The sequence below is a fragment of the Acinetobacter sp. TG2027 genome (assembly GCF_000302435.1).
Classification (GTDB): domain Bacteria; phylum Pseudomonadota; class Gammaproteobacteria; order Pseudomonadales; family Moraxellaceae; genus Acinetobacter; species Acinetobacter pittii.
The window spans coordinates 214,753-237,355 of sequence record NZ_AMJN01000005.1 but is presented as its reverse complement, the minus strand read 5'-3'; the positions used below and the strand labels follow the sequence as shown (position 1 = coordinate 237,355).

Here is a 22,603-nt window from a genome sequence, read left to right as displayed (position 1 = left end):
GTTGGAGATATTAAAGTGTTCAAAAAAGCTTTGGTTATTGCATTAATGGGGATGTCTTCTTTTACTTTTGCTGGTAACTGGCAAGTGAAATTTGGTGGTAGTGTTATTGCTCCATCAGAAGATACAACAACGGCTTTAGGTGTAGTAAAAGCAGATCATGAATATGCATTTACACCATCGGTAGAATACTTTTTTGGTCAGTCTCCATTTTCGGCAGAATTATTATTAGCAGCACCGGTTAATCATGATGTATTGCTAGATGGTAAAAATGTAGCGCGTATTAAACAGTTACCACCAACAATTACAGCAAAATATCATTTTAAAAACTCTACACGTTTCACTCCGTATATTGGTATTGGTGCTACAGCATTTATTCCTTGGGACGAGCAAGGTGTTGCTGACAAAGTAAAAGAAGACTTTGGTGTGGCAGGACAAGTTGGTTTTAATTTCCAACCTGCTGATGCTAAAAACTGGGGTGTATTTGTAGATGTACGTTATGCTGATTTAAGCCCAGAAGTTACCTTAACAAATGGTGCTAAATTTGATCTAGATATTAATCCGTTTGTTTATACTTTGGGTTATAGCTATAAATTTTAAGCATAATAATAAATAGAAAAATATAATAATAAACCTAGACTCAGGCACCTCACATATATTTTATGTGAGGTTTTTTTATGGATTTTATTTGCACTAAAAAAAGCATAAAACAGACAGTTTTACACATATTTTCTGCAAGTTTTTTTCTAAACTAATTTCTATTCATTACAAGCATGGGAATAAAAACATGAATAACAAATTAGCGATTTGTTTAGCACTTTTGAGCGGTATTGCTTTTACTCAAAATTTACAAGCTGCAAGTTTTTCGTGCGATGCTGCAAAAACGAAAACGGAAAAAAGTATTTGTAAAAACCGTTCTTTAAATGATGCAGATGTAAAAATGGCAACGACGTATCAAATCGTTCTGCATGCTTTACCTATGGGTGGGCGAGATAACCAGAAAGATACTCAGCAGCAATGGCTGAAAAAAAGAAATGCTTGTGCTGCCAATGTCAGTTGTATTAGCAAAGCTTACCAACAACGTCAAAAGCAGTTAGATACGATATTGCAAGATAGGGTGTTAAGCCACGGCCCATTTTAATTAGAGTAAAAATTTTTAATATTCAGGATTGAAAAATTCTAGAAGTACTCCATTCATAAAGCATTCGAGAACAAACAGCTTCAAAATTTAAGGAGTGATTTATGAGTGAACAAGCATCACAAAATTATAGTTTCCAAGCAGAAGTTGCCCAGCTTTTACATTTAGTGACGCATTCTCTCTATTCTAACCCTGAGATTTTCTTACGTGAACTTATCTCTAATGCATCAGATGCATGTGATAAGTTACGTTTTGAAGGAATTAATCATCCTGAATATTATGAAAATGATCCAGACTTACATGTACGAATCAGCTTAAATAAAGAAGATAAAACCTTAACGATTTCTGATAACGGTATTGGTTTAAGCCAACAAGAAGCAATTGATAACTTAGGTACAATTGCTAAGTCAGGCACTAAAGATTTCATGTCAAAATTGACTGGTGATCAAAAAGCAGATGCTCAATTGATTGGTCAATTTGGTGTTGGTTTTTATTCAGGTTTTATTGTTGCAGACAAGATTACGGTTGAATCACGCCGTGCGGGTCTAGAGGCATCTGAAGGGGTGCGCTGGATTAGTGGTGGCACAGGCGAGTTTGAAGTTCAGCAAATTGATAAGGCCTCACGTGGTACTGACATTATTCTTCATTTACGTGATGATGCACTTGATTATTTAGAATCTTATAAAGTTAAGCAAATTGTTAATAAATACTCTGACCACATTAGCTTGCCAATTGAAATGCAAAAAGAAGTTTGGCAAGAAGAAGAGGTTGCTGAAGGTGAAGAGCCTAAAGGCGGCCAAATGGTCAAAACTGACGAGTGGGAAGCGATTAACTCGGCAAGTGCTTTATGGACACGTAATAAAAGCGAAGTGACTGAAGAGCAATATATTGAGTTCTATAAAAACTTAACTCATGACTTTGAAGCACCATTGGCTTGGGCACATAACCGTGTTGAAGGTAGTACGGAATATACCCAATTACTCTATATTCCAAGTAAAGCACCACATGACATTTTTACTCGTGAAGCAAAAGCGGGAATTAAGCTATATGTAAAACGCGTCTTTATTATGGACGATGCAGATAACTTAATTCCAAACTATTTGCGCTTTGTCCAAGGTGTAGTGGATAGTGCTGATTTACCGCTTAATGTTAGCCGTGAGTTGTTGCAAGAAAGCCGTGATGTCAAAACGATTCGTGAAGGTAATGCACGCCGTGTATTAACTGTACTTGATGGTTTGGCTAAATCGGAAGATGAAAAAGACCAAGAAAAATTCAAGACCTTCTACAGTGAGTTTGGTTCAGTACTTAAAGAAGGCTTGGGCGAAGACTTTGGTAACCGTGAACGTATTTTAAAATTATTACGTTATGCGACTTCAACAAATGATGAAGTAACGACTTCTTTTGCTGACTATAAGGCACGTATGAAAGAGGGCCAAAAAGCCATCTATTATGTGACTGCTGACAGTCTAGCAGCAGCGAAAAACTCGCCGCAGCTTGAGTTGTTTAAGAAAAAAGGCATTGAAGTGTTATTAATGGCAGAGCGTGTTGACGAATGGGCAATGAATTTTGTTCAAGAGTTTGACGGTACGCCATTAAAGAATGTGTCTAAAGGCGCGGTTGATTTAGGCGATTTGCAAGATGCTGAAGAGAAGAAAGCACTTGAGCAAGCAGCTGAACAGTTTAAGCCTGTTGTTGAGAAACTAAGTGACTCATTAAAGGCTAAAACTAAAGAAGTACGTGTAACTACACGTCTAGTTGATTCTCCAGCGTGTTTAGTAACAAGTGAAGGGGAGTTGTCTCCGCAACTTATTCGCATGCTAAAACAAGCTGGACAAGCAGTGCCAGAAATCAAACCGATTTTAGAAATTAACCCTGAGCATCCTTTAGTGAAAAAACTTGAAGGTTCAGAGCAGTTTGATGACTTGGCAAATGTGATTTTCGATCAAGCTGTGATTGCTGAAGGTGGTTTGCCAGAAGACCCAGCAGCTTATGTGAAACGTATTAATAGTTTATTACTCAAGTAATTTAGCTTTAAAAAAAGCCTCTGGACTATCAGGGGCTTTTTTTTTGTGGATAAAGAAAGAGTTATCCACAATTTGGCAATTTATGATTAAAAATTAGCTTCTAGATTTATTTGAACGCTGAGTTGGTGTTTCGGATCATCATCAATATGGTTAAAAAAATTAAGATCATTTTGCATAAAAATCCAATCTCTCCATATCGGTTGGCGCCATGAAATATAAGGGCCCCAGCTATTTAGTCGAATATCATTTTTGGTATATACGCCACCGCTATAAATACCGTAAGTCAGGCTATTATCTTTTACAAACTCAAATTGTTGAAAAGTCCAATTGCCCCAGTTGTAATCTTCATTTTCGCTCTTGTTTACATTAAATTTATTAGAAAATAATGTGTTATCTTGCATTTTTTGCGTTAGGTTTAGCGTGGTTTCAGTGTAATTTCGGCTAGTAGATCCGTAGCGAAATATCTGCTCTGTATCAAAGCTAATGTTATGTCTCAAATTCCATTTCTTTTTAGCCAGAAACTGGACATACACATCACTCTCAGAGTTAGAGCCTAAATCAAGGTCATTTTCAAAAGGCATCCAAGTTGAAATGGTGGCCCAGCTTGCACTCAATGGATTAGTAGCCGAAATTTGTGCCGATGAGGTCTTCTTCTTTTTCTTACCAAAGGCTTTATAAGTTTGTTCAGGCTGAGTCGCACGTTTCCATAACGTATCATTTCCAAATACAGCCATAAGCTCTTGAATTAAACCAGCATCAGATAAAGTATTGTTTGCTTCTACTTCACAAGGTGAGCGTGAAAGTGATTGTCTTTTTACTTTAGTGAAACTCGTAGAAGAATAGGGATAACGCCGTGACCGTTGGTGTTTTAAAGAGTTATAAAAAAATTGAGTATGTGGAAGTAAAGCTAATACACCTAAACTATAAATACAAATGAAGACTGTCGATTTATTTTGAAATGGAGAAGAAAATTGATTCATTTTTAAAGATAAGGAATCAAAAACAAAAATTAGAACAGTACTTTAGAAGGCTAAGCTTAAAATTTTATTTAAAAGTATTTTGTTATTCATCACCTTGGATAAGGTTCCAAGGTGATGTTTGCTAGCTTAGAAAAGTGCTTCTAAACGCAAGAAGGTGCTGACAAAATGGTTGCGATCTTCGCGGTGGTCATTAAAGTAATTTACATCGCCTTGTACAAAGAACCACTCACGTAAAACGGGTTGGCGCCATGAAACAAACGGTCCCCAACTGTTTAAACGCAAGTCATTGTCGTTGTAATAACCACTTGTATAAATCCCATAGTTAAAACGGTTGTTTGCAAAGAAACTGTGCTCGCGGAATGTTCGGTTTTCCCAAGCTAGATCGTCATCTTGATCATCGGCATAGGTTAGGCTGAACTGATTGGATAAAATCGGTTGATTCGGTCTAGCATGGGTAAGTTCAAGATTAGTACGTAAGTAGTTTTCGCTGTCTATGCCGTAACGATAAATTTGTTCAGCATAAAACTTAAAATCATTACGAAGTTGCCAATCTCTCGATGCTTTTAAACGAACATAAATATCGTCTCCAGAACGAATACCTAAGTCTGCATCGGTTTCAAAAGGCAGTTTTTTCGAGAAATTTGACCAACGTAAAGCAATTGAGCTGTTGTCATCTCGAGTTTGCTTACCATCTAACTTCTTATTAGAGTCTTGATTTGGGTTTTGGTTAATATTAGCTGGGCTGTTATTAAATTCATTATCTAAAGAGTCATCACCAAATACCACGCTTAAACGTTTTTCTAGTGTAGGGAGCTTAATCTTACCGCGAATTCTGGGCTTAATTTCAAAGTTGTCATATTCATTCCAATAGTTATCCACCATGACGCGAATGGTTGCTGTTGCAGGTTTTTGTGGATCAACTTCACCAAACCAATTATCAATTTTTTCAGAAGTACGATCGGCCCAATTACGAATTATCTTTTGCTTACGATCAACCCATGTTTGATCTTCGGTTTGTTCGGTAGGCGGAACAATAGGCTCATTAGACTGCTCTGGAAAAATGGTTGGGGTTGCGTCTACCCAACGCGGAATTTGATCTAAGAGATTTTCGTCTGTGGTGACTTCAGTTTGTACTCCAGATGATGTACTTCCTATTTGTTGGTTTGTAGAAGAAGAGGCGGTCTCTGCATGAGCGATGCATACTGAACCAAATCCAATCGTTAAAAGTGCAAAAAGTTGCCGGTACGGCATTACATGAAATGTTTTCATATCTATCTTTATGTTTTGTTGTTGTTTCCACTTTTGTTGATTTTTCTAATAAAATCAAGAGGGAGACACAAAAGTTAAGTAAATTTAACTTTTTTTACATATTTGAAATAAATGAAAAAGTTTAAGCTATTAGCGATTATTTTTAGCCAAAAAAAATCCCCCAGTGAAGGGGGATGATAGATCAAGGAAACTTCAAATTCCGATCATTAAACACATAAAAAACAGAACATTACAGCGCGAATATTCTAAGCGGCAATAATAAACTGATTTTTAGCAATTAGATAGTTCTTTTTTTAGAACGCTCTATTGCTAAAATGATGATAAAACATACGATTTGATCACATTTTAATTGTGTTCATTTATTTCTTTGGAACATCACAAGTTTCATCGGTACAAACAGCCGCATCATCTTGCTCGACTTCTTCAGTATTTGCTTTGAGTTGTGCTTTTTCCAAAACTTGTAAAAAGACTTCACGTGGTTGAGCGCCAGCAAGAGCGATTCTTTGGTCGAATACAAAAAATGGCACGCCAGTTACATTAAGCTGCTCACGTGCAATTTTTTCATCATGGCGGACAAAGTCAGATAGTTCATTGGTATCTAATACATACTCAACTTCGGCATTATCAAGGCCAATACGAGATGCAATTTCTTCTACAACTTCACGTTCGCCAATTGCGAGACCTTCGGTCATATAAGCATGAAAAAAAGCTTCTTTTGCTTCATTGCCTAAACCTTTGCTTTGCGCAAGGTGAATAATACGGTGTGCATTAAAACTATTGCCTGAGTTGGCTTTTTGCCATTGGAAATCAATACCTTCAGAAGCAGCCATGGCCGCAATATTGCGCTCCATTTCTTCCATCTCTTCATAGGTACGGCCATATTTTTTAGCTAGACGCTCAGTATTTGAAGTGTCATGTTTTGCTGGCGCATCAGGATCTAATTCAAAACTATGCCAGTGAATTTCAAGATCAATACCTGCTTCAGCAGCTACATGCTCAAGGCGTTTTTTGCCGATATAACAAAAAGGGCAAACTACATCAGACCAAACATCTACACGCATGGGAGAATCTCATAAATTTTAATTACCCATCATAATAGGGATGATGGATAAGGATTTAAAGCTTTGAGTAGCGAATACAGTGTTGCGTATTGTGAAATAAATGGCATATAAAGAAGAATAAGCTCTATTTTATAACTATAAAGAGCAAAACTATAAAAAGGGAAATAGGAGGTGTGTATGCGCCGAGTTTTGGTTGCGATTGCAAGTCTGATTGTTATCACAAGCATTATTTTTTTCACCTATCAGCATATCAAACAGCAGCAAGCCAAAGACAGTAGTCAAATGTTTGATGTCGTCATGACTGAAAAAATGAATCAGCTTTATGACCAAGCACAAGACTGGTCTAAACCCGTCCAGCTTGATATTCACGATAAGCGTTTGGCAGGACACTATAAGCAAATTTCAGAATTTCTTTTAAGTTATTGGATTCAAAATATTAATGCACGGAATGCGTACTTAAGAGAACTCAAAGCAGCAAAATGGGACACTTTTTTAAATGTGGACCGTTTAGATCTTGATAAAAAACAAAAATTTGTAGAAACCGAAAAGATGCTAGCTGATGTTCGTACAGCTTCGGATCAGTATCAAACTGAATATGAAAAGATTCATAAAACTTTCTTAGCAAAGGTTCAAGAATTATCTGTTGATGCAGAAATGAGGCAACTTCTTGAAATGAAATTGGGAACTCAGCAAAAAGCAGATCAAGACCATGCAATTTTTATGATTGAGCTACAAATTTTAGATAAAGCAGAACAAATGTTTAAGCTTCTAAAAAATTATGAATGGCAAAAGAAAGATCAGATGATTCTTTTTCATGAAAATGCTCAGGTCAAAAAGTTTAATGGGCTTTATCAAGATGTTCTAAAACTAAATGCAAAAATTGAAAAAATTAAGAAAAAAAATGTGGCTTCGCTCGAAGGAGATTTAAAAGAATAAGCGGAGCATGAGCATCAAATATTATGATTTGGTGCTCTCGACTTTTCCTTTGGTTAAAAAAGATTGTAATAAACTTTGAGAAGTTTGTAGTTTGTTTAACTGCTCAGACACATGCATGAGTTCAGTTTGCAGTTTTTCTTGAACCACTGAGCACAACGTAAATACGCGTTCATCTAAATCAAAACAAGGCAGCAAAACCTGAATATCTTTTAGGTGCATGCCTGCATCATTTAATATTTTAATTTTCTTAATATTTTTCAATATCTTTTTGCGTATAACTTCGATAGTTATTACTCGCTCGAAGAGGCTGTATAAGCCCTAAGCTCTCGTAATAACGCAGCATACGAGGACTTACTTTTGTAAGCTCGGCAACTTTAGCTAAGTTCATAAAATGGGGTTGACCTTAACAGTGGTGTCATAGTTTAGCATGTTTTTATCTTTCAAAATGGTACTTGTTCAATGATCAGAAAACTCATTTTATTGGTGTTATTCGGATTAATGTCATTTGTTGCAAATGCCAAAAAACTTGAACTTCAGGAGAAGAACATGCGTCAAATATTTGTGCTTCACGGTTACTCTGCTTCTATCGATGATCATTGGTTTCTAGATTTAAAACATCAAATAGAAAATGAAAATAAAACGGTTACTTTAATTCCATTTCCAGATTCTGAGAATCCAGACGTAGATGCATGGCAGAAAGTTTTAGATCAACAGATCCCTAAGGTGGATGAAAATACCTATTTTGTTGCGCACAGTTTAGGGGTGATTACGTTACTGTACTTTTTGCAAAGGCATGATTATCAAAATATTGGAGGAATGATTTTAGTATCTGGATTCTCTGGTCTCATTTCAGATTCTTCTGTTCTCAATAGTTATATAACGAAGAGTAAAGTCGATACGAACTACTTTAAGGACATAAAGAAAAAGCTGGTGTATTTATCTGATAATGATGATTTGGTTCCGCCCAAACTGACTATTGAATTGGCAAAAGAAATTGATGCGCCGTACATTACCGTTCCTAATGGCGGGCATTTTTTAGGTCGTGAAGGTTATACGGCATTTCCGCAAGTCGTGAATTCTTTAAAAGAGATGTTAGACAGCAAATAAAACCAATAAGTTAAATCGCACTCTATAATCTGAACACTTTTGTTCAAGTTATAGAGTGTTTTATAGGATGCAGTTTAATAAATAGAAGAACCATACTTTTACATTAAAAAATTTAATTATATTTACCGTTTATCTGAGCCTTACTGAATCAAATTCGACTTTGTTGTAGCCTATTTATAGATACTTTTAATTTAATCATCATCTTTTAATTGAAATAGGGTGACTGATTTTTGGAGCAAGTTATGAACTTTCTAAAACAATCAGCCTTCATTGCTGCATTTGCTTTTATGGGTTTACCGACTGTTCAAGCAGAGGAAGTAGCGACTTTACCAACAATTCGCGTTATGGCTGAATCTGAGCTACGTGAAGAGGTAGGATTTGTACCCTTCCAAGAAGATAAAAAAGTGCGTCAGGCTCTGCAACATCATGAGTATAAAACGCATTACGATATACAAAATGCTTTAGTCCCTGAAGGCATGACGACAGTAGATTATCAGCCAGTTATGGCTCAGCCCGATTTGTCCCAGCTTTCGCCATTTCTACAAGAATATATTTTAGCGGTAGCGGGTGGAATACAGTCTTCTGATCCAACCAATGGTATCTTTGAAATGTTAAGACCTTTGAATATTAATCGAAGTAATGTTGATGCTTATCGTGAGGGTACGATGAAAGTTAACCTTAGTGACCTCATAAAATTACAACAGCAAATTCAAGATGGTTTAAAAGGACGTTAAAATAAAAATCCCCGCATTGAGCGGGGATTTTTTTATCTTGGTGTTAATTAAACACGTTCGATTACTGTTGCAATACCTTGACCAAGGCCGATACACATGGTCGCAAGACCGATTTGAGTATCTTGTTGTTCCATTACGTTTAACAACGTAGTGGTGATACGCGCACCAGAACAGCCTAGTGGGTGACCCAAAGCAATCGCACCACCATTTAAGTTAATGATGTCTTGCTTGTCATAAATACCTAAGCCTTTCATTACTGATAAGCCTTGAGCAGCAAATGCTTCGTTTAACTCGATAGTTTGAATATCAGCCATCGTTAAACCAGCACGTTTAAGCGCTTTTTGAGTTGCTGGAACTGGACCGTAACCCATGATTGCTGCGTCACAACCTGCAACCGCCATAGAGCGAATTACAGCGCGTGGTTTTAAACCTAACGCTTGTGCGCGTTCAGCAGACATAAGTAACATTGCAGAAGCACCATCAGATAAAGCTGAAGATGTAGCCGCAGTTACAGTACCGCCTTTCGGGTCAAATACAGGACGTAATGCTTTGAACGCTTCAAGGTTTGCATCTGGACGAATTACTTCGTCGATGTCGCAAAGGATTTTAAAGCCATTTGCATCGTGGCCTTCAACACCAACGATTTCGTTTTTGAAACGACCTTCTTGAGTTGCAGCCCAAGCACGGCGGTGAGATTCAACACCAAAAGCGTCTTGCTCTTCACGGCTAATGCCATTCATGCGACCTAACATTTCAGCAGTTAAGCCCATCATGTTAGATGCTTTTGCATAGTGTTTAGATGCTTCTGGGTTTAAGTCGATGCCGTGCATCATACCTACGTGGCCCATGTGCTCTACACCACCAATAATGAAAATATCACCTTGGTTTGTTGCGATCTGTGCAGCAGCAGTATGAAGTGCTTGCATAGATGAACCACAAAGACGGTTTACAGTCTGACCTGCTACAGTTTTTGGTAAGTCAGCCAATAAGCCGATGTTACGGCCAATATTCATACCTTGTTCTAGAGTCTGGTTTACACAGCCCCAGATTAGGTCTTCAACTTCGTTTACATCAAACTGGTTACGAGCAACGAGTGCACGAACCAATTCAGCAGATAAGCTGTCAGCACGTACATTACGGAACATACCGTTTTTGGTTTTACCCATTGCAGAACGTACGCCATCAACGATGACAACGTCACGTGGATTTAAAGTAGCCATTCACGTTGCTCCTTAACCGTAGAATTTTTTGTTGTTAGCAGCCATGTCGCGCAACATTTGTGGCGCTTCATAAGCCTTACCTAAGTGTGCATATTTGTCGCAAAGTGCAACGTATTCAGCAACACCAGTCTGGTCGATATAACGACATGGACCACCACGGAATGGAGGGAAACCTACACCCATAATCATTGCCATGTCTGCTTCAGCAGCAGTTGCAACGATGTTGTCTTCTAAGCAACGAACTGTTTCGTTACAGAAAGCAAGCATCATGCGGTCAATGATTTCTTGGTTATCAAACTCGCGTTTCTCACCCGTTACGAAAGGAGCAATGATTTCATATGCTGTTGGATCAACAGTTTTTGCTTTTTTGCCTTTCTTATCGAGTTCGTATTTGTAGAAACCAACGTCATTCTTTTGACCAAGACGTTTAGCTTCGTACATTGCTTGGATTGAACCTTTGTAGTCTGGCTTCATACGGTCTGGGAAACCTTCAGCCATGACTTCTGCACCATGTACACCTGTGTCGATACCTACAACGTCGATAAGGTAAGCAGGACCCATTGGCCAGCCAAATTTCGACATTACATTGTCAACTTGCTGGAAGTCTGCGCCGTCTTTTACAAGAAGGTCAAACGCACCAAAGTAAGGGAACAATACACGGTTAACCAAGAACCCTGGGCAGTCGTTTACAACGATTGGTGTTTTACCCATTTTTTGAGCAAGAACAACAGTAGTTGCAATCGCTTCTTCAGAAGTCTTTTCACCACGAATTACTTCTACAAGCGGCATCATGTGAACTGGGTTGAAGAAGTGCATACCAACGAAGTTTTCAGGACGTTGTAATGCTTTTGCTAAACGCGTGATTGAAATCGTAGAAGTATTAGAAGCAATAATCGTATTTTCACGAACATTCTTCTCAGTATCCGCAAGTACCATTTCTTTTACTTTTGGATTTTCTGTAACTGCTTCGATCACGATGTCAACTTCTTTAAACTCATCGTAGCTTAAAGTAGGACGGATACGTGCAAGCGTTTCACCCATTTGCGCAGGTTTCATTTTCTTGCGTTCAACTTGTTTAGTTAACAAGCTGTTCGCTTCTTTCATACCTAGAGCAAGTTGTGGGTTACCAATATCTTTCATGATAATTGGTGTACCTTTGCTTGCCGCTTGGTAAGCAATACCACCACCCATGATACCAGCGCCAAGTACAGCTGCTTGGTTTACAGGGTGTGCACCTTTTTCATGTTTTTTAGCAGTTTTCTTAACAACTTGGTCATTGAGGAATAAACCAATCAATGCACCAGCTTGTGGTGTAATCGCAGCTTTTGCAAAACCTTCAGCTTCAGCTTTTAATGCTTCGTCACGCGCAAGGCTTGCACCCGCTTGTAATGAATCAAGTAATAATTTTGGAGCAGGGTATTGAGCAGGGTTTGCTTTAGCAAGCACTGCACCTTTTGCAGTATTGAACGCCATCATTTGTTCAAGCGGGTTCAATTTTACAGCTTCAAGCTTTTCTTGACGTTTTGCTTTCCAGTTTAAACGACCAGAAATTGCTTGCTTAACTAAGTCAGTTGCAGCTTCAAGTAATTTATCAGCAGCTACAACCGCATCTACCGCACCATCTTTTAGGGCAGCAGCCGGTTTTTTAGGAGCAGCCATCGCCATCCATTCAACCGCGTTGTCGATACCGATCAGACGGCTTAAACGTACGCTACCGCCGAAACCTGGGTAAATACCAAGTTTAATTTCCGGTAAGCCCACTTGTGCAGCTTCTGACATCACACGATAGTCACAAACTAAACACATTTCAAAACCGCCACCTAACGCCATACCGTTAATAGCAACAACTTTTGGAATCTCTAAATCTTCAAAGCTATTGAAGATTTCGTGAACAGGCATAAGCCAGTCAACAATCGCTTTTTCGCCTTGTGCGAAGTTTTCACCAAATTCGGTAATGTCTGCCCCAACAATAAATGTCGATTTGCCCGAGGTAACAACTAAGCCTTTAATATCATTATTTGCTTTTACCGCAGCAATAGCAGCTTGGAAATCTTCAATTGTTGCACGGTTAAATTTATTGACCGACTCACCTTGTAAGTCAAAGCGGAATTCTGCAATTCCGTCCGAAAGCATTTGGACGGTAATGGCATTGCCAGCGTGGATCATGCCTGATCTCCTTAGTTTTGGAGGACTTCTAAGTTGATGTTATGAAGCGTGTGCACATCTTAGGTACACATTTATGCTTCGCTAATCTTACGATAACTATATCTAAAAAAAACCTGACAAGTTGTATCAAGCCGTGACGCAAGGGTCATCTTATTTATTATTCAATTCATCTATATGAAATGCATAAAAGAAATCATAAAGATAGCTAATAACGAAAGGCATTTGTTTTAATTTAACTTTTTCTTGATAAAGCATTGGAATTATCAAATTTTTATATAAAAACGAATAAGTTTTAAAAGTTAATTTTTTGTCAAAAATGTCAATTGTTAGTGGGATCATCTGTAAATAACAGTAATAATAGTAATAAATTTTAACTTCCTTAAATTTATGGAAAAATACACTATATTTAAAATTTTTATTACAACAGCGCTGTCTATTATTTGACTTAATTTTTTTACATTCGCTTTTTCTAAGTCAATTTTGTTAAAATTTGCGCCAATTAAATAAACTTCCGGTTTCTCTCTCCTTAAATATAAGGTGAAGTTGCCCCTAATCTTTTGAAAGAGTAGCAATATGATTAAGTGGATCATATTAGCGATTTTTGTGATATCAGCATTGTATATCCAACATCGCGGCAAAGTGCGTCACTCGTTTTATCGTCAATTTTTTGACCATTCAACCTTGCTCGCACCGATTAACTTTTTAATGTACATCTTTTCAAAGGTGCCGAATCAGCCTTATATCGACACACAGCATTTTAAAGATTTAAAAGTGCTGGATGAAAATTGGGAAATGATTCGTGATGAAGCGAAAGCTTTATATGACCAAGGTGGGATTAAAGCTTCAAGTACCTATAATGACTTAGGTTTTAACTCATTCTTTAAAACAGGTTGGAAGCGTTTTTACCTTAAATGGTATGAATCGAGTCATCCATCTGCTGCTGAGCTTTGCCCAAAAACTACAGCACTTCTTAAAACATTGCCGACAATTAAAGCAGCAATGTTTACCGAACTTGCACCTGACAGCCGTTTGGTAAGACACCGTGATCCGTATGCAGGTTCATTGCGTTATCACTTAGGTCTAATTACACCAAATGATGATCGTTGTTTTATTGACGTCGATGGCGAAAGATATTCTTGGCGTGATGGTCAAAGTGTTGTGTTTGATGAAACTTATATTCACTATGCTGAAAATAAGACTGATCAAAACCGTATTATTTTCTTTGCAGACGTTGAACGTCCAATGAAAGTAAAATGGATGGAGCGTTTCAACCATTGGTTTGGTCGTAATGTGATGACTGCGGCAAGTTCACCGAATGAAACAGGTGACCAAACAGGTGGCCTAAATAAAGCTTTTGGTTATGTCTATCAAATTCGTATTAAAGCTAAAGCATTAAAAGCTAAAAACCGTAAGTTGTATTACTTCTTAAAATGGTTCCTCATGCTTGGGATTTTCTTCCTGATTTTTGTTCGACCATATGTATTTTAATTAAAGCGCCCGAAAGGGCGTTTTTTATTTTGATTATTTAAATAATTTGCATTTATTTTATGCATTTAAAAAAAGATTATTGGCATGAATAGTACTTTATTTAAAATTTTAGGTGAATTTTATATTAATTATTGGGATGATAATACAACTGGTAAATATATACCTTTCTTGTACTTAATAAATTTAAAAATTTGCGTGGAATATAAATGAATACGGTGATGAAACAAGCTTTAGTAATAACTACATTCAGTGCAGCAGTAATATTGACTGGATGTGGTAAATCTAAGCCAGAGCCAAAATCAAAAACAGAAAAAGTTGAGGTAGTTTCGGATTGGAGTTGTACACACCCTGAGAATTTAAATCAGATTCAAACTTCTTTGAAAAAAGAATATTTAAAGCAAATTGAGCGTAGCTTAAGACAAAGTCAATATCAGGTTGATGCAGATATTCTTAATAAAATTAATCAAGGTTTGAAGTTTGAAATTAAAAATATCCGCACTTTACCATTAGAAGACGAAAGCCAAAAAAATACACAATTAAGTTGTGAAAGCCAATTGGTCATTTCACTGCCGAAAGGTTTACAAAAACGTGCGGAAAAAGCATATATTGAAGAGCTGCGTCATTCTGATAAAGAATCGGATACGCTCAATGACTATTTTTCGGATAATGAATCATCTTTGACTCTTGAAAATGACCAATTGAAAGGTGACTTTTTCTATAACATCACAAAAACAGATAAAGAGGGTTTGGTGTTTGACTTGCCAACTCAAAATAGTGTGATTGAAGGATTGGTTTTTGTTGCCACTAAAGCTGTGCAATATGCAGCCTATGTTAAAGAAAATGAGTTGATTGAAGAAAATATTGAAGAAAATCAGCAAATATCTGAACAAAATAATGAAGAGCAGACTGCTTTGGCTCAGGAAGCCATGGATGTTCGTAAAAAAGAATTGGATAGTGACAAAGCGAAGCAAGTGGAACGCTTAAATCAGACTTGGGACAAATTGAGTGCTGAGAAAAAAATTCAATTTAAACAAGATCAATCGGATTGGTTTAAAAAACGTGATGTTGAATGTAAGGTGCTGGCACAAAAGACTGTAGATGAAATTCCTGAAAAAGACTTAGAAACTTACCAAAAGCAATCCGATTATTGGACTGCTGACATGCGTAAGCAAAACCAAGACATGCAATATACACAGTGCTTTACTCAAAAAACGATAGAGCGAACGGTTTATTTAAATAATTTAAATTAATCCTAAAATTCTTTATAAATGCTTGGCCAGTCGTATTGAAAGGAATGCGATTAACCAATTACGGGCAAATACTCTAATTTTACAAGTAGGGGTTTAAGCTCAGTAATTGAATTTCATTTGTAATGTATATTTAAATAAATATTAAAGCGCCCGGAAGGGCGTTTTTTTATGACATAGAGTATCTAATAAATTTTGTGACCTATTTCACGGTGCTGGTAATTTGTTACAACTATTAAAAGTCAAGAGGCAATTTTGATTCTACAATGGCGCGGTTTTTTCGAAGACTGGTCAGCGGAAGTAGGTTTTAAAATGGCTCATGCTCATCACGCAGCTCATGCACATGTTCATCATATCGAAGAGAGAAAAGAAAACAGTTCTCAAGGTGATTTAAAAACAAAAGTGATGTTAAGACAAGCAGCTTCGACAACTGAAAAATCTAATCGATCTAGAACTAAAAATCATAAAACTGAAGACCAAAATATTAATTTGCATAAGTTCTCAAGTAAGCTCGAAAGTATCTCTGCCAACCATAGTAAAGAGAAATGCGCCAAAAATATCCGTATTGCTCTACAAGCGGCTGGAGCAGATGTATCAAAGCATCCTGTAGCTGCTTCTGATTGGGGGCAAACGTTAGAAAAGAATGGTTATAAGAAAATTAAACCTGCTTTCAACCGTCCACAAGAAGGTGATATTTACATTATTGAGCGGACTAGTGGCCACACTTATGGTCATATTGCAGGCTATACGGGCAATGGTTGGTTCTCGGATTTTCGTCAAAAAACCTATGCGGTCTACAAAGAAAAAGACGTTAAATATAGTTACTATCGTCTAGATTCTTAAGCGAGTACGACACAATCTGTCGGACCATATTTAAATTGCTTTCCAAATTTATGTTCTAGCACAGTAAAGCACTTGAAAATTAGGGGTGAAAACATCACATTAGGTATTCAGTATTAAGCCATGCATGCCAATAGTGAATCAAAACGCTCGTCCTCATATTGAAAAAATTTTAGCCAACATGACCCAACTTCCAGGTGTTTATAAAATGCTAGGGAAGGAGGGTGAATTGTTATATGTCGGCAAAGCAAAAAATCTAAAAAATCGGGTGTCGAGTTATTTTGTTAAAACGATTGAGCATCCTAAAACACAAGCCTTAGTTGCGCGAATTTATGATATTGAAACTTTGGTTACTCGTTCAGAAACTGAAGCTTTACTCTTAGAACAAAATTTAATTAAACAACATCGTCCGCCTTATAACATTATGCTGCGGGACGATAAGTCTTATGTCTATATTTTTGTTTCGGCTGATAAACCTTATCCTCGGCTTGCCAGTGGGCGTGGTAAAGGTAAGCACCAAATTGGTAAGTTTTTTGGCCCGTACCCAAGTGCCTATAGTGCACGCGATACGTTACTGGTTTTGCAAAAACTTTTTAATGTGCGTCAGTGCGAAAATAGTTATTTTTCACAGCGCAAGCGTCCATGTTTGCAATACCAGATCAAGCGGTGTTCGGCCCCTTGTGTAGGTCTGATTTCACCCGAAGATTATAAAGAAGACGTTAATAATAGTATTCGCTTTTTGCAAGGTGATACCAAAGAGCTTAATCAAGAGCTCATTGCCAAAATGGAACAAGCAGCGGCTGAGCTTGAATTTGAAAAAGCTGTTTTTTATCGTGATCGTTTATCTTTATTGCGTGAAGTACAAGCCCAACAAGCCGTATTTAAAGTCAAAGGCGAAGCGGATATTCTGGCAATTGCATATCAGGCTGGTGTGACATGCGTGCAAATTATGTATGTACGCAATGGGCGAATGCTGGGTGGAAAAAGTTATTTCCCAGACATGCTCGGTGATGATCTTGGGCAAATGCTCAGTGATTTTATGGCGAACTTTTACTTTCAGGTTGCAGATGAAGTACCCAATGAGCTTATCGTAAATATTGCTTTGCCTGACTGTAAAGAATTACAAGAAGCGTTGGCACAGCAATTTAGCAAAAAGGTTCAGATTAAGAGTAATGTTCGAGAAACTCGTGCCGAGTGGCTGGAGCTAGCCGAAATGAACGTTCAACATGCCATTAAGGGGCAGTTGAGTAATCATTTAGAACTTAATGAACGTTTCCATCAGTTAGAGCAAGTGGTGGGAAGACCTGTCGATCGTATTGAGTGTTTTGACATTAGTCACACCATGGGTGAAGCTCCAATTGCCTCATGTGTCGTGTTTGACCAAGGTGGGGCACGTAAACGCGACTACCGTCAATTTGCGATTCAAGACATCACAGCAGGCGATGACTATGCTGCTATGCGGCAAGCCTTAACACGTCGTTATAAAAAGGCCATATTGCCTGATTTACTGTTGATTGATGGTGGTAAAGGCCAGCTCCATATGGCAATGGAAGTCATGCAAGAGCTTGGGTTAGACGCTTTTATGGTGGGTGTATCTAAAGGTGAAGGGCGTAAACCCGGACTTGAAACCCTGCATTTTACCGACGGCACAAAAATCCAGTTACCGGAAGACCATAAGGCATTGCATTTGATTCAGCAGGTGCGTGATGAAGCCCATCGTTTTGCGATTACCAAGCATCGTGCTAAACGCGACAAACGCCGAAGTACCTCAGTTTTAGAGGCAATTCCTGGGTTGGGGCCAAAGCGCCGTCGAGATTTATTAACTCATTTTGGTGGAATCCAAGGCGTTTTAAAAGCATCTGAAAAAGAGCTTACTCTTGTGCCCGGTTTTGGTGAAATGATGGCAAGAACGATTTATAAAATTCTGCATGAATAAAGATAGGTTTCTATACCGAGTGACCAAATAGTTGGCATATAAGTACAAGAATGATCATTCACATTCCTTTTAAAATGATGAAAGATGTTTCATCAAAAGTCAGAGTGCTTTAGGGAAGTGAATGTCATTATTGCAATTATTTGAAGAAATAAAACAAAAGGAATGGATTGAAATACCTGAAGGGTGGTTGCAGGGGCGAACTGTTTTTGGCGGTCTTGTCGCTGGATTACTCATGCAAAAGGCCTGCTGCAATATTCAAGATCCAAATAAAAGATTATTAAGCTGTAGTATTACTTTTGTGGGGCCTGTACAGCAGGGACCTGCTCAATTGACTATTGAAATTTTAAGAGAAGGAAAGTCGGTCACTACACTTGAAACCCGTTTATGGCAAGATGGTGCGGTACAAACGATTTTGGTGGCAAGCTTTGGTGTGCCGCGTGCGTCGAATATTGAAGTGCGACATGAGCCTAACGTTCCAGTTTATAGGCAACCTGAAGAGTTACAACCTATTCCTTTTGCTAGACAAATGCCAGAATGCTATCAACATTTTGATGTATGCTGGGCAGAAGGTCATTATCCTGTTACAGGAAGTCAGTATGCTGACTTTGGAGGATGGTCAAGGTTTAATCCTAATAAGCATGAAAATCGTCAAATGACTTTGCCAGATTTAATTGTCTTGATGGATATTTGGCCACCTGGTGTATTGCCGATGTTTAAGCAAGTTGCTCCTGCAAGTTCTTTAACTTGGCACATTACCTATGTCCATCCGTTCCAACATCAATTGTGTGACTGGTTTAAGTATAAAGTGGTAACTGAATATGCAGGTGAAGGTTATTCCACAGAATATGCCCATCTTTGGGACCAAAATGATCATTTAATTGCAATTTTACGGCAAACTGTTACGGTATTTACCTAAGCAGTCCACTTCCTCGATTCATATATTTCGTATAAAGTGGCTGTTACAGATAGATACAATATTGAAGAAAGTATTTTTGTCTGTTACAAGATGCATGAAGACTTAATTGGCGGTGTTTATGACCACAGGGCGAATCCTGAATATCCCAAATATCCTAACATTAGCGCGTATCGCGCTTATTCCTGTATTTTTGGTGATCGCGTATTGGCCGCCTGCAATGGGTATTGGTGAGCACGAAGGAAGTATGAGTCGTCATATTATCTTGACGGCTATTTTTGTGTTTGCTGCTATTACCGATTGGTTTGATGGCTATTTAGCACGAACTTTAAACCAGACTTCAGCATTTGGCCGTTTTTTAGATCCAGTTGCAGATAAGCTCATGGTGGCGGCTGCACTGATTGTTTTAGTGCAGTGGAATCCAACGATCTCAATGGCTTTTGCAGCAATTGTGATTATTTCACGCGAAATTACAGTTTCTGCTTTACGTGAATGGATGGCGGAACTTGGCGCACGAACCAGTGTGGCAGTATCGACTGTAGGTAAATATAAAACAGCCTTTCAGATGATTGCCATTAGTGTGTTCTTACTTAATTGGCAGCCTTTAGAAATGCTCGCATATGCTTTGTTATATACGGCAGTCATTTTAACTTTATGGTCAATGTTTATTTATCTTAAAGCAGCTTGGCCTTATTTAAAGCAACCTTAAGTGCTGCATATTGAATGATTAAGCCTTTCTACAATGAAAGGCTTTTTTTATTTTTAAAGAGTGCAAGAATCGGGTCGTCATAGGGCTTTGGCTACTTTAATGTAAGATATAAGTACTAAGGAGGTGACACATGCAAATGCTTTCTTCTCGGCAATTTGCTGTAATTGCCACTGTGATTGAATATTTATATGAACATCTAGATCAGCAACCCAGTTTAGACGATGTTGCGAGCCATATGAATTTAAGTTCAGGTTATATTCAACGCCAGTTTCAGGAATGGGTAGGGATTAGCCCGAAAAAATTTGTGCAATATATGAGTTTGCAACAGGCTAAATATTATCTGATGCAACAGCGGAGTTTATTGGAAACTGCTTTAAATACGGGTTTATCTGGCACAGGACGTTTACACGATCTGTTTATTCAGCTTGAAGGGATGACGCCTGGGGAATATAAACAAAAAGGCGAAGGCGTTATTCTTAATTATTCGGTTGAGACAAGTCCCTTCGGTGAATTGTTGGTTGTCAGTAGTGAAAAAGGCATATGTTCTATAAGGTTTATCGAAACTCACGCCAATATTGAACAACTCATTAAGCAGTACTTTCCGAAAGCTCAATTGAAAAATCAGTCACCGATTTGGCATCAACAAATTGCAACGTGGTTTGAACAGGATTTTTCAGAACACTTACAGCAAAAACTTCCACTTAATTTGGCTGGAACCCCATTTCAGCTACAAGTATGGGAAGCCTTGCTCACCATTCCAGAAGGCCAATTGCGTACTTATCAAGACATTGCAGAGCAAATTGGGAAGCCTAAAGCAGTCAGAGCCGTTGCTACTGCAATTGGACAAAATCCGATTGCGTATCTGATTCCTTGCCATCGAGTGATCCGTGCCACAGGGATGGTCGGAGAATATCATTGGCAAAAGGGGCGTAAATTGGCATTGTTAGCTTGGGAGATGTCAAAGCAACATGGAGAAACTGTATGACCTTGGATTTATTTTCTCCAGAGCCTTGTGAGAATTTATTACCCTATGATGGTGAAGTTCAGGACTATGGTTGTATTTTAAGCCCTGAAGAAGCTGAACAATATTTTCACTACCTTTATCAACACCTCGCATGGAAACATGACGAGGCTAAGTTGTATGGCAAGCACTTTATTACAGCTCGAAAAGTTGCATGGTATGGAGATGACTACTATCAATATAAATATTCGGGTGTCGCACGTGATTCTTTACCTTGGGACAAAGCACTTGCCAAACTAAAACAGCAGGTAGAACAAATACTTTCAGAAAAATTTAATTCTTGTTTGGCAAATCTTTATGAAGATGGAACCCAAGGAATGGCTTGGCACAGTGACTCGGATGTATCTTTGGCAAGAACGACAACAATCGCCTCTTTAAGCTTTGGTGCTACCCGTAAATTTTCTTTTAGACATATTCAAAGTAAAGAGAAAGTTGAATTGTGGCTACAGCCAGGCCAACTCATTGTGATGCGTGGTGAGACTCAACAATATTGGCAACACCGTTTAAATCGCTCAACAAAGATTTTACAACCACGTATTAATCTTACTTTTCGGCAATTTAAGTTTTTATAACCTTCATTAAAAAGCGGGCAAGAAAAAAGCCCATGATGGCAGCATGAGCTTATTCCTCTGAGGGGGATGCTTCTACTGATGAGCTGCTGATGAAAAGAATCATCAATAGGAGCTAAAATCATAATATGAGAATATTGTGAGATATTCAATGTTTTAAAGTGTAAGAAAAGTTTAAATTATCACAAGGTGGGGTTTTAGATTTCACCTTTTTCAGATAATTCCATAAAACGTTGTTCAATAAGTGCTGCATTTTCTTGCAAAATTTCGATGAGCTTTTCAACATTTAAAAAATCAAAACGATTTTTAGAGGCAACTAAAGTCAAAGCTAAAGGTACTTCTTTGTTTGAAAAACGAACAGGAACCGCTAGACCTGAAACATTTGGGTCAATCTCACCTTGTGAGAAATAGAACCCTTGTTTTTTAATTTTACGCATACGCTGAATAAAGCTCGGTTCATCTTCAGCAAAACCTGATTGTTTTAATTCTTGCTGGTAACGGTGGTAGTAGTCTTGCATGCGTTGTTTACTTAAATGCGAAACCATTGTTTTTGGAGATGACCCAACATAAATCGGTCTTGGGCAGCCTCGGCCATATGAAAGTAGCTCAGTGTCTTTAAATATTTCATGATGTATGTCAATGCAATAATCATCATTTAAATAGGTAAGCAAACAGCACAGCTCGGTACGCTCTACAATATTTCGCATAAATGGCGTGCTGATTTGAACCAGTGGGTCGGTTGTTCTAGATATATAGTCAAGAACTGCAATTTTTGAGCCTAAGGTATAATCGCCAGAGGTTCCATTAATGCGTTTTAATAGATCAGCTGATACTAGCTCTTTGAGGTAACGGTAACTCGTTGGTTTGGACAAGCCAAGTTCTTCGCAAATAATATCGACATTAATGATTGGACGCGAAACTGAAAATAGGTCCAGTACGGTTAAAATTTTGCCAAAACTTGAAATTGCCATAATGTCTTGTTCGTATCCTTTAACAACGAGTCATCTTTGAGTTTTTATAACAGAAAAAAAGAAGATTTGTCTCAATTCTAAAATAAATGCCTGATTTGAGTATTTTACTCTGACAAAGAGAAAACTTCTCTCGGCTTATACATCATATACGATAATTAAAAAATATATCAAATTATCAAATAGAGATATTTTAGTTGACTAAATCGCTTTATTTTGAAAAAATTGCCAAACAAAATATCTAATCGAGAAATTGGTCGGTTCTAGATTGATTTCTTGA

The 22,603-nt window shown here is 37.8% G+C and carries 22 protein-coding genes and 1 pseudogene; 15 read left to right on the top strand and 8 right to left on the bottom strand.

All coding sequences use genetic code 11. From position 1 onward, the window contains the following. The first annotated feature begins 15 nt into the window (after nucleotides 1–15). The 3 genes from B806_RS0102970 (at nucleotide 16) to htpG (ending at nucleotide 3,159) form a co-directional block, all read left to right on the top strand. Complete coding sequence (locus tag B806_RS0102970; RefSeq protein ID WP_002115079.1) at nucleotides 16–597, top strand: OmpW family outer membrane protein; 582 nt, start codon at nucleotides 16–18, stop codon at nucleotides 595–597. Between the two features lie 187 nt (nucleotides 598–784). Continuing rightward, nucleotides 785–1,138, top strand: a complete 354-nt coding sequence (locus B806_RS0102965; protein ID WP_001060531.1) for a lysozyme inhibitor LprI family protein — start codon at nucleotides 785–787, stop codon at nucleotides 1,136–1,138. 101 nt (nucleotides 1,139–1,239) lie between these two features. After that, on the top strand, nucleotides 1,240–3,159 hold the full coding sequence (gene htpG / locus B806_RS0102960) for a molecular chaperone HtpG (RefSeq protein ID WP_005079391.1): 1,920 nt from the start codon (nucleotides 1,240–1,242) through the stop codon (nucleotides 3,157–3,159). Nucleotides 3,160–3,245: 86 nt separating this feature from the next. Here htpG and B806_RS0102955 read toward each other — a convergent pair whose 3' ends face one another. The 3 genes from B806_RS0102955 to B806_RS0102945 form a co-directional block, all read right to left on the bottom strand. Beyond that, on the bottom strand, nucleotides 3,246–4,139 hold the full coding sequence (locus B806_RS0102955) for a hypothetical protein (protein WP_017385352.1): 894 nt from the start codon (nucleotides 4,137–4,139) through the stop codon (nucleotides 3,246–3,248). A 126-nt stretch (nucleotides 4,140–4,265) separates the two neighbouring features. Then, entirely contained in the window at nucleotides 4,266–5,408 is a 1,143-nt protein-coding gene (locus B806_RS0102950) for a hypothetical protein (RefSeq protein WP_017402603.1), read from the bottom strand. A 359-nt stretch (nucleotides 5,409–5,767) separates the two neighbouring features. Then, nucleotides 5,768–6,469, bottom strand: a complete 702-nt coding sequence (locus tag B806_RS0102945) for a DsbA family oxidoreductase (protein ID WP_017402602.1) — start codon at nucleotides 6,467–6,469, stop codon at nucleotides 5,768–5,770. A 177-nt stretch (nucleotides 6,470–6,646) separates the two neighbouring features. On the opposite strand from B806_RS0102945, the gene B806_RS0102940 reads away from it, so the two are divergent. Then, nucleotides 6,647–7,405: a hypothetical protein gene (locus B806_RS0102940; protein WP_017402601.1), complete on the top strand. Its 759-nt coding sequence runs from the start codon at nucleotides 6,647–6,649 to the stop codon at nucleotides 7,403–7,405. A gap of 21 nt (nucleotides 7,406–7,426) precedes the next feature. On the opposite strand, the pseudogene B806_RS0102935 reads toward B806_RS0102940, so the two are convergent. Continuing rightward, a pseudogene (locus tag B806_RS0102935) lies at nucleotides 7,427–7,793 on the bottom strand (MerR family transcriptional regulator). 71 nt (nucleotides 7,794–7,864) lie between these two features. On the opposite strand from B806_RS0102935, the gene B806_RS0102930 reads away from it, so the two are divergent. Together B806_RS0102930 and B806_RS0102925 are read left to right on the top strand one after the other, a co-directional pair. Beyond that, complete coding sequence (locus B806_RS0102930) at nucleotides 7,865–8,512, top strand: alpha/beta hydrolase (protein ID WP_017385356.1); 648 nt, start codon at nucleotides 7,865–7,867, stop codon at nucleotides 8,510–8,512. 242 nt (nucleotides 8,513–8,754) lie between these two features. Then, nucleotides 8,755–9,246, top strand: a complete 492-nt coding sequence (locus B806_RS0102925; protein ID WP_005065822.1) for a hypothetical protein — start codon at nucleotides 8,755–8,757, stop codon at nucleotides 9,244–9,246. A gap of 47 nt (nucleotides 9,247–9,293) precedes the next feature. Here B806_RS0102925 and fadA read toward each other — a convergent pair whose 3' ends face one another. From fadA to B806_RS19125, 3 genes are all read right to left on the bottom strand, one after another. Then, nucleotides 9,294–10,466: an acetyl-CoA C-acyltransferase FadA gene (fadA, locus tag B806_RS0102920; RefSeq protein ID WP_005065826.1), complete on the bottom strand. Its 1,173-nt coding sequence runs from the start codon at nucleotides 10,464–10,466 to the stop codon at nucleotides 9,294–9,296. Nucleotides 10,467–10,478: 12 nt separating this feature from the next. Continuing rightward, the gene (gene fadB, locus B806_RS0102915) at nucleotides 10,479–12,632 is read right to left on the bottom strand and encodes a fatty acid oxidation complex subunit alpha FadB (protein ID WP_017385357.1); all 2,154 of its coding nucleotides are present in this window, start codon (nucleotides 12,630–12,632) and stop codon (nucleotides 10,479–10,481) included. 150 nt (nucleotides 12,633–12,782) lie between these two features. Then, nucleotides 12,783–12,899, bottom strand: coding sequence for a hypothetical protein (locus B806_RS19125; RefSeq protein ID WP_079381177.1), 117 nt, complete (start codon nucleotides 12,897–12,899; stop codon nucleotides 12,783–12,785). Between the two features lie 306 nt (nucleotides 12,900–13,205). Here B806_RS19125 and lpxO point away from each other — a divergent pair, with 306 nt between their 5' ends. The 9 genes from lpxO to B806_RS0102860 all read left to right on the top strand — a co-directional run bounded on the left by lpxO (nucleotide 13,206) and on the right by B806_RS0102860 (nucleotide 21,358). Then, nucleotides 13,206–14,120: a lipid A hydroxylase LpxO gene (gene lpxO / locus B806_RS0102900; protein WP_000598899.1), complete on the top strand. Its 915-nt coding sequence runs from the start codon at nucleotides 13,206–13,208 to the stop codon at nucleotides 14,118–14,120. Nucleotides 14,121–14,204: 84 nt separating this feature from the next. Beyond that, entirely contained in the window at nucleotides 14,205–14,330 is a 126-nt protein-coding gene (locus B806_RS19120) for a hypothetical protein (protein WP_014208213.1), read from the top strand. After that, the gene (locus tag B806_RS0102890; RefSeq protein ID WP_014208214.1) at nucleotides 14,327–15,370 is read left to right on the top strand and encodes a DUF1311 domain-containing protein; all 1,044 of its coding nucleotides are present in this window, start codon (nucleotides 14,327–14,329) and stop codon (nucleotides 15,368–15,370) included. Before B806_RS19120 ends, B806_RS0102890 begins: the two co-directional genes overlap by 4 nt. A 309-nt stretch (nucleotides 15,371–15,679) precedes the next feature. Next, complete coding sequence (locus B806_RS0102885; protein WP_025465945.1) at nucleotides 15,680–16,210, top strand: peptidoglycan hydrolase; 531 nt, start codon at nucleotides 15,680–15,682, stop codon at nucleotides 16,208–16,210. A gap of 133 nt (nucleotides 16,211–16,343) precedes the next feature. Beyond that, nucleotides 16,344–18,143 carry an excinuclease ABC subunit UvrC gene (gene uvrC, locus B806_RS0102880; RefSeq protein ID WP_031944454.1) on the top strand — a complete coding sequence of 600 codons (1,800 nt, stop codon included), beginning with the start codon at nucleotides 16,344–16,346 and terminating at the stop codon, nucleotides 18,141–18,143. A gap of 121 nt (nucleotides 18,144–18,264) precedes the next feature. Further along, nucleotides 18,265–19,059, top strand: coding sequence for a thioesterase family protein (locus B806_RS0102875; protein WP_017385361.1), 795 nt, complete (start codon nucleotides 18,265–18,267; stop codon nucleotides 19,057–19,059). Nucleotides 19,060–19,177: 118 nt separating this feature from the next. After that, entirely contained in the window at nucleotides 19,178–19,765 is a 588-nt protein-coding gene (pgsA, locus tag B806_RS0102870; protein WP_002114808.1) for a CDP-diacylglycerol--glycerol-3-phosphate 3-phosphatidyltransferase, read from the top strand. Between the two features lie 130 nt (nucleotides 19,766–19,895). Further along, nucleotides 19,896–20,750, top strand: a complete 855-nt coding sequence (locus B806_RS0102865; RefSeq protein WP_017402600.1) for a methylated-DNA--[protein]-cysteine S-methyltransferase — start codon at nucleotides 19,896–19,898, stop codon at nucleotides 20,748–20,750. Then, nucleotides 20,747–21,358 (top strand): alpha-ketoglutarate-dependent dioxygenase AlkB, encoded by a 612-nt coding sequence (locus B806_RS0102860; RefSeq protein WP_017402599.1) that lies wholly within the window; start codon nucleotides 20,747–20,749, stop codon nucleotides 21,356–21,358. The genes B806_RS0102865 and B806_RS0102860 overlap by 4 nt, the downstream gene beginning before the upstream one ends. A 194-nt stretch (nucleotides 21,359–21,552) precedes the next feature. Here B806_RS0102860 and B806_RS0102855 read toward each other — a convergent pair whose 3' ends face one another. Further along, nucleotides 21,553–22,326, bottom strand: coding sequence for an IclR family transcriptional regulator (locus B806_RS0102855; RefSeq protein ID WP_002114686.1), 774 nt, complete (start codon nucleotides 22,324–22,326; stop codon nucleotides 21,553–21,555). Between the last annotated feature and the right edge of the window lie 277 nt (nucleotides 22,327–22,603).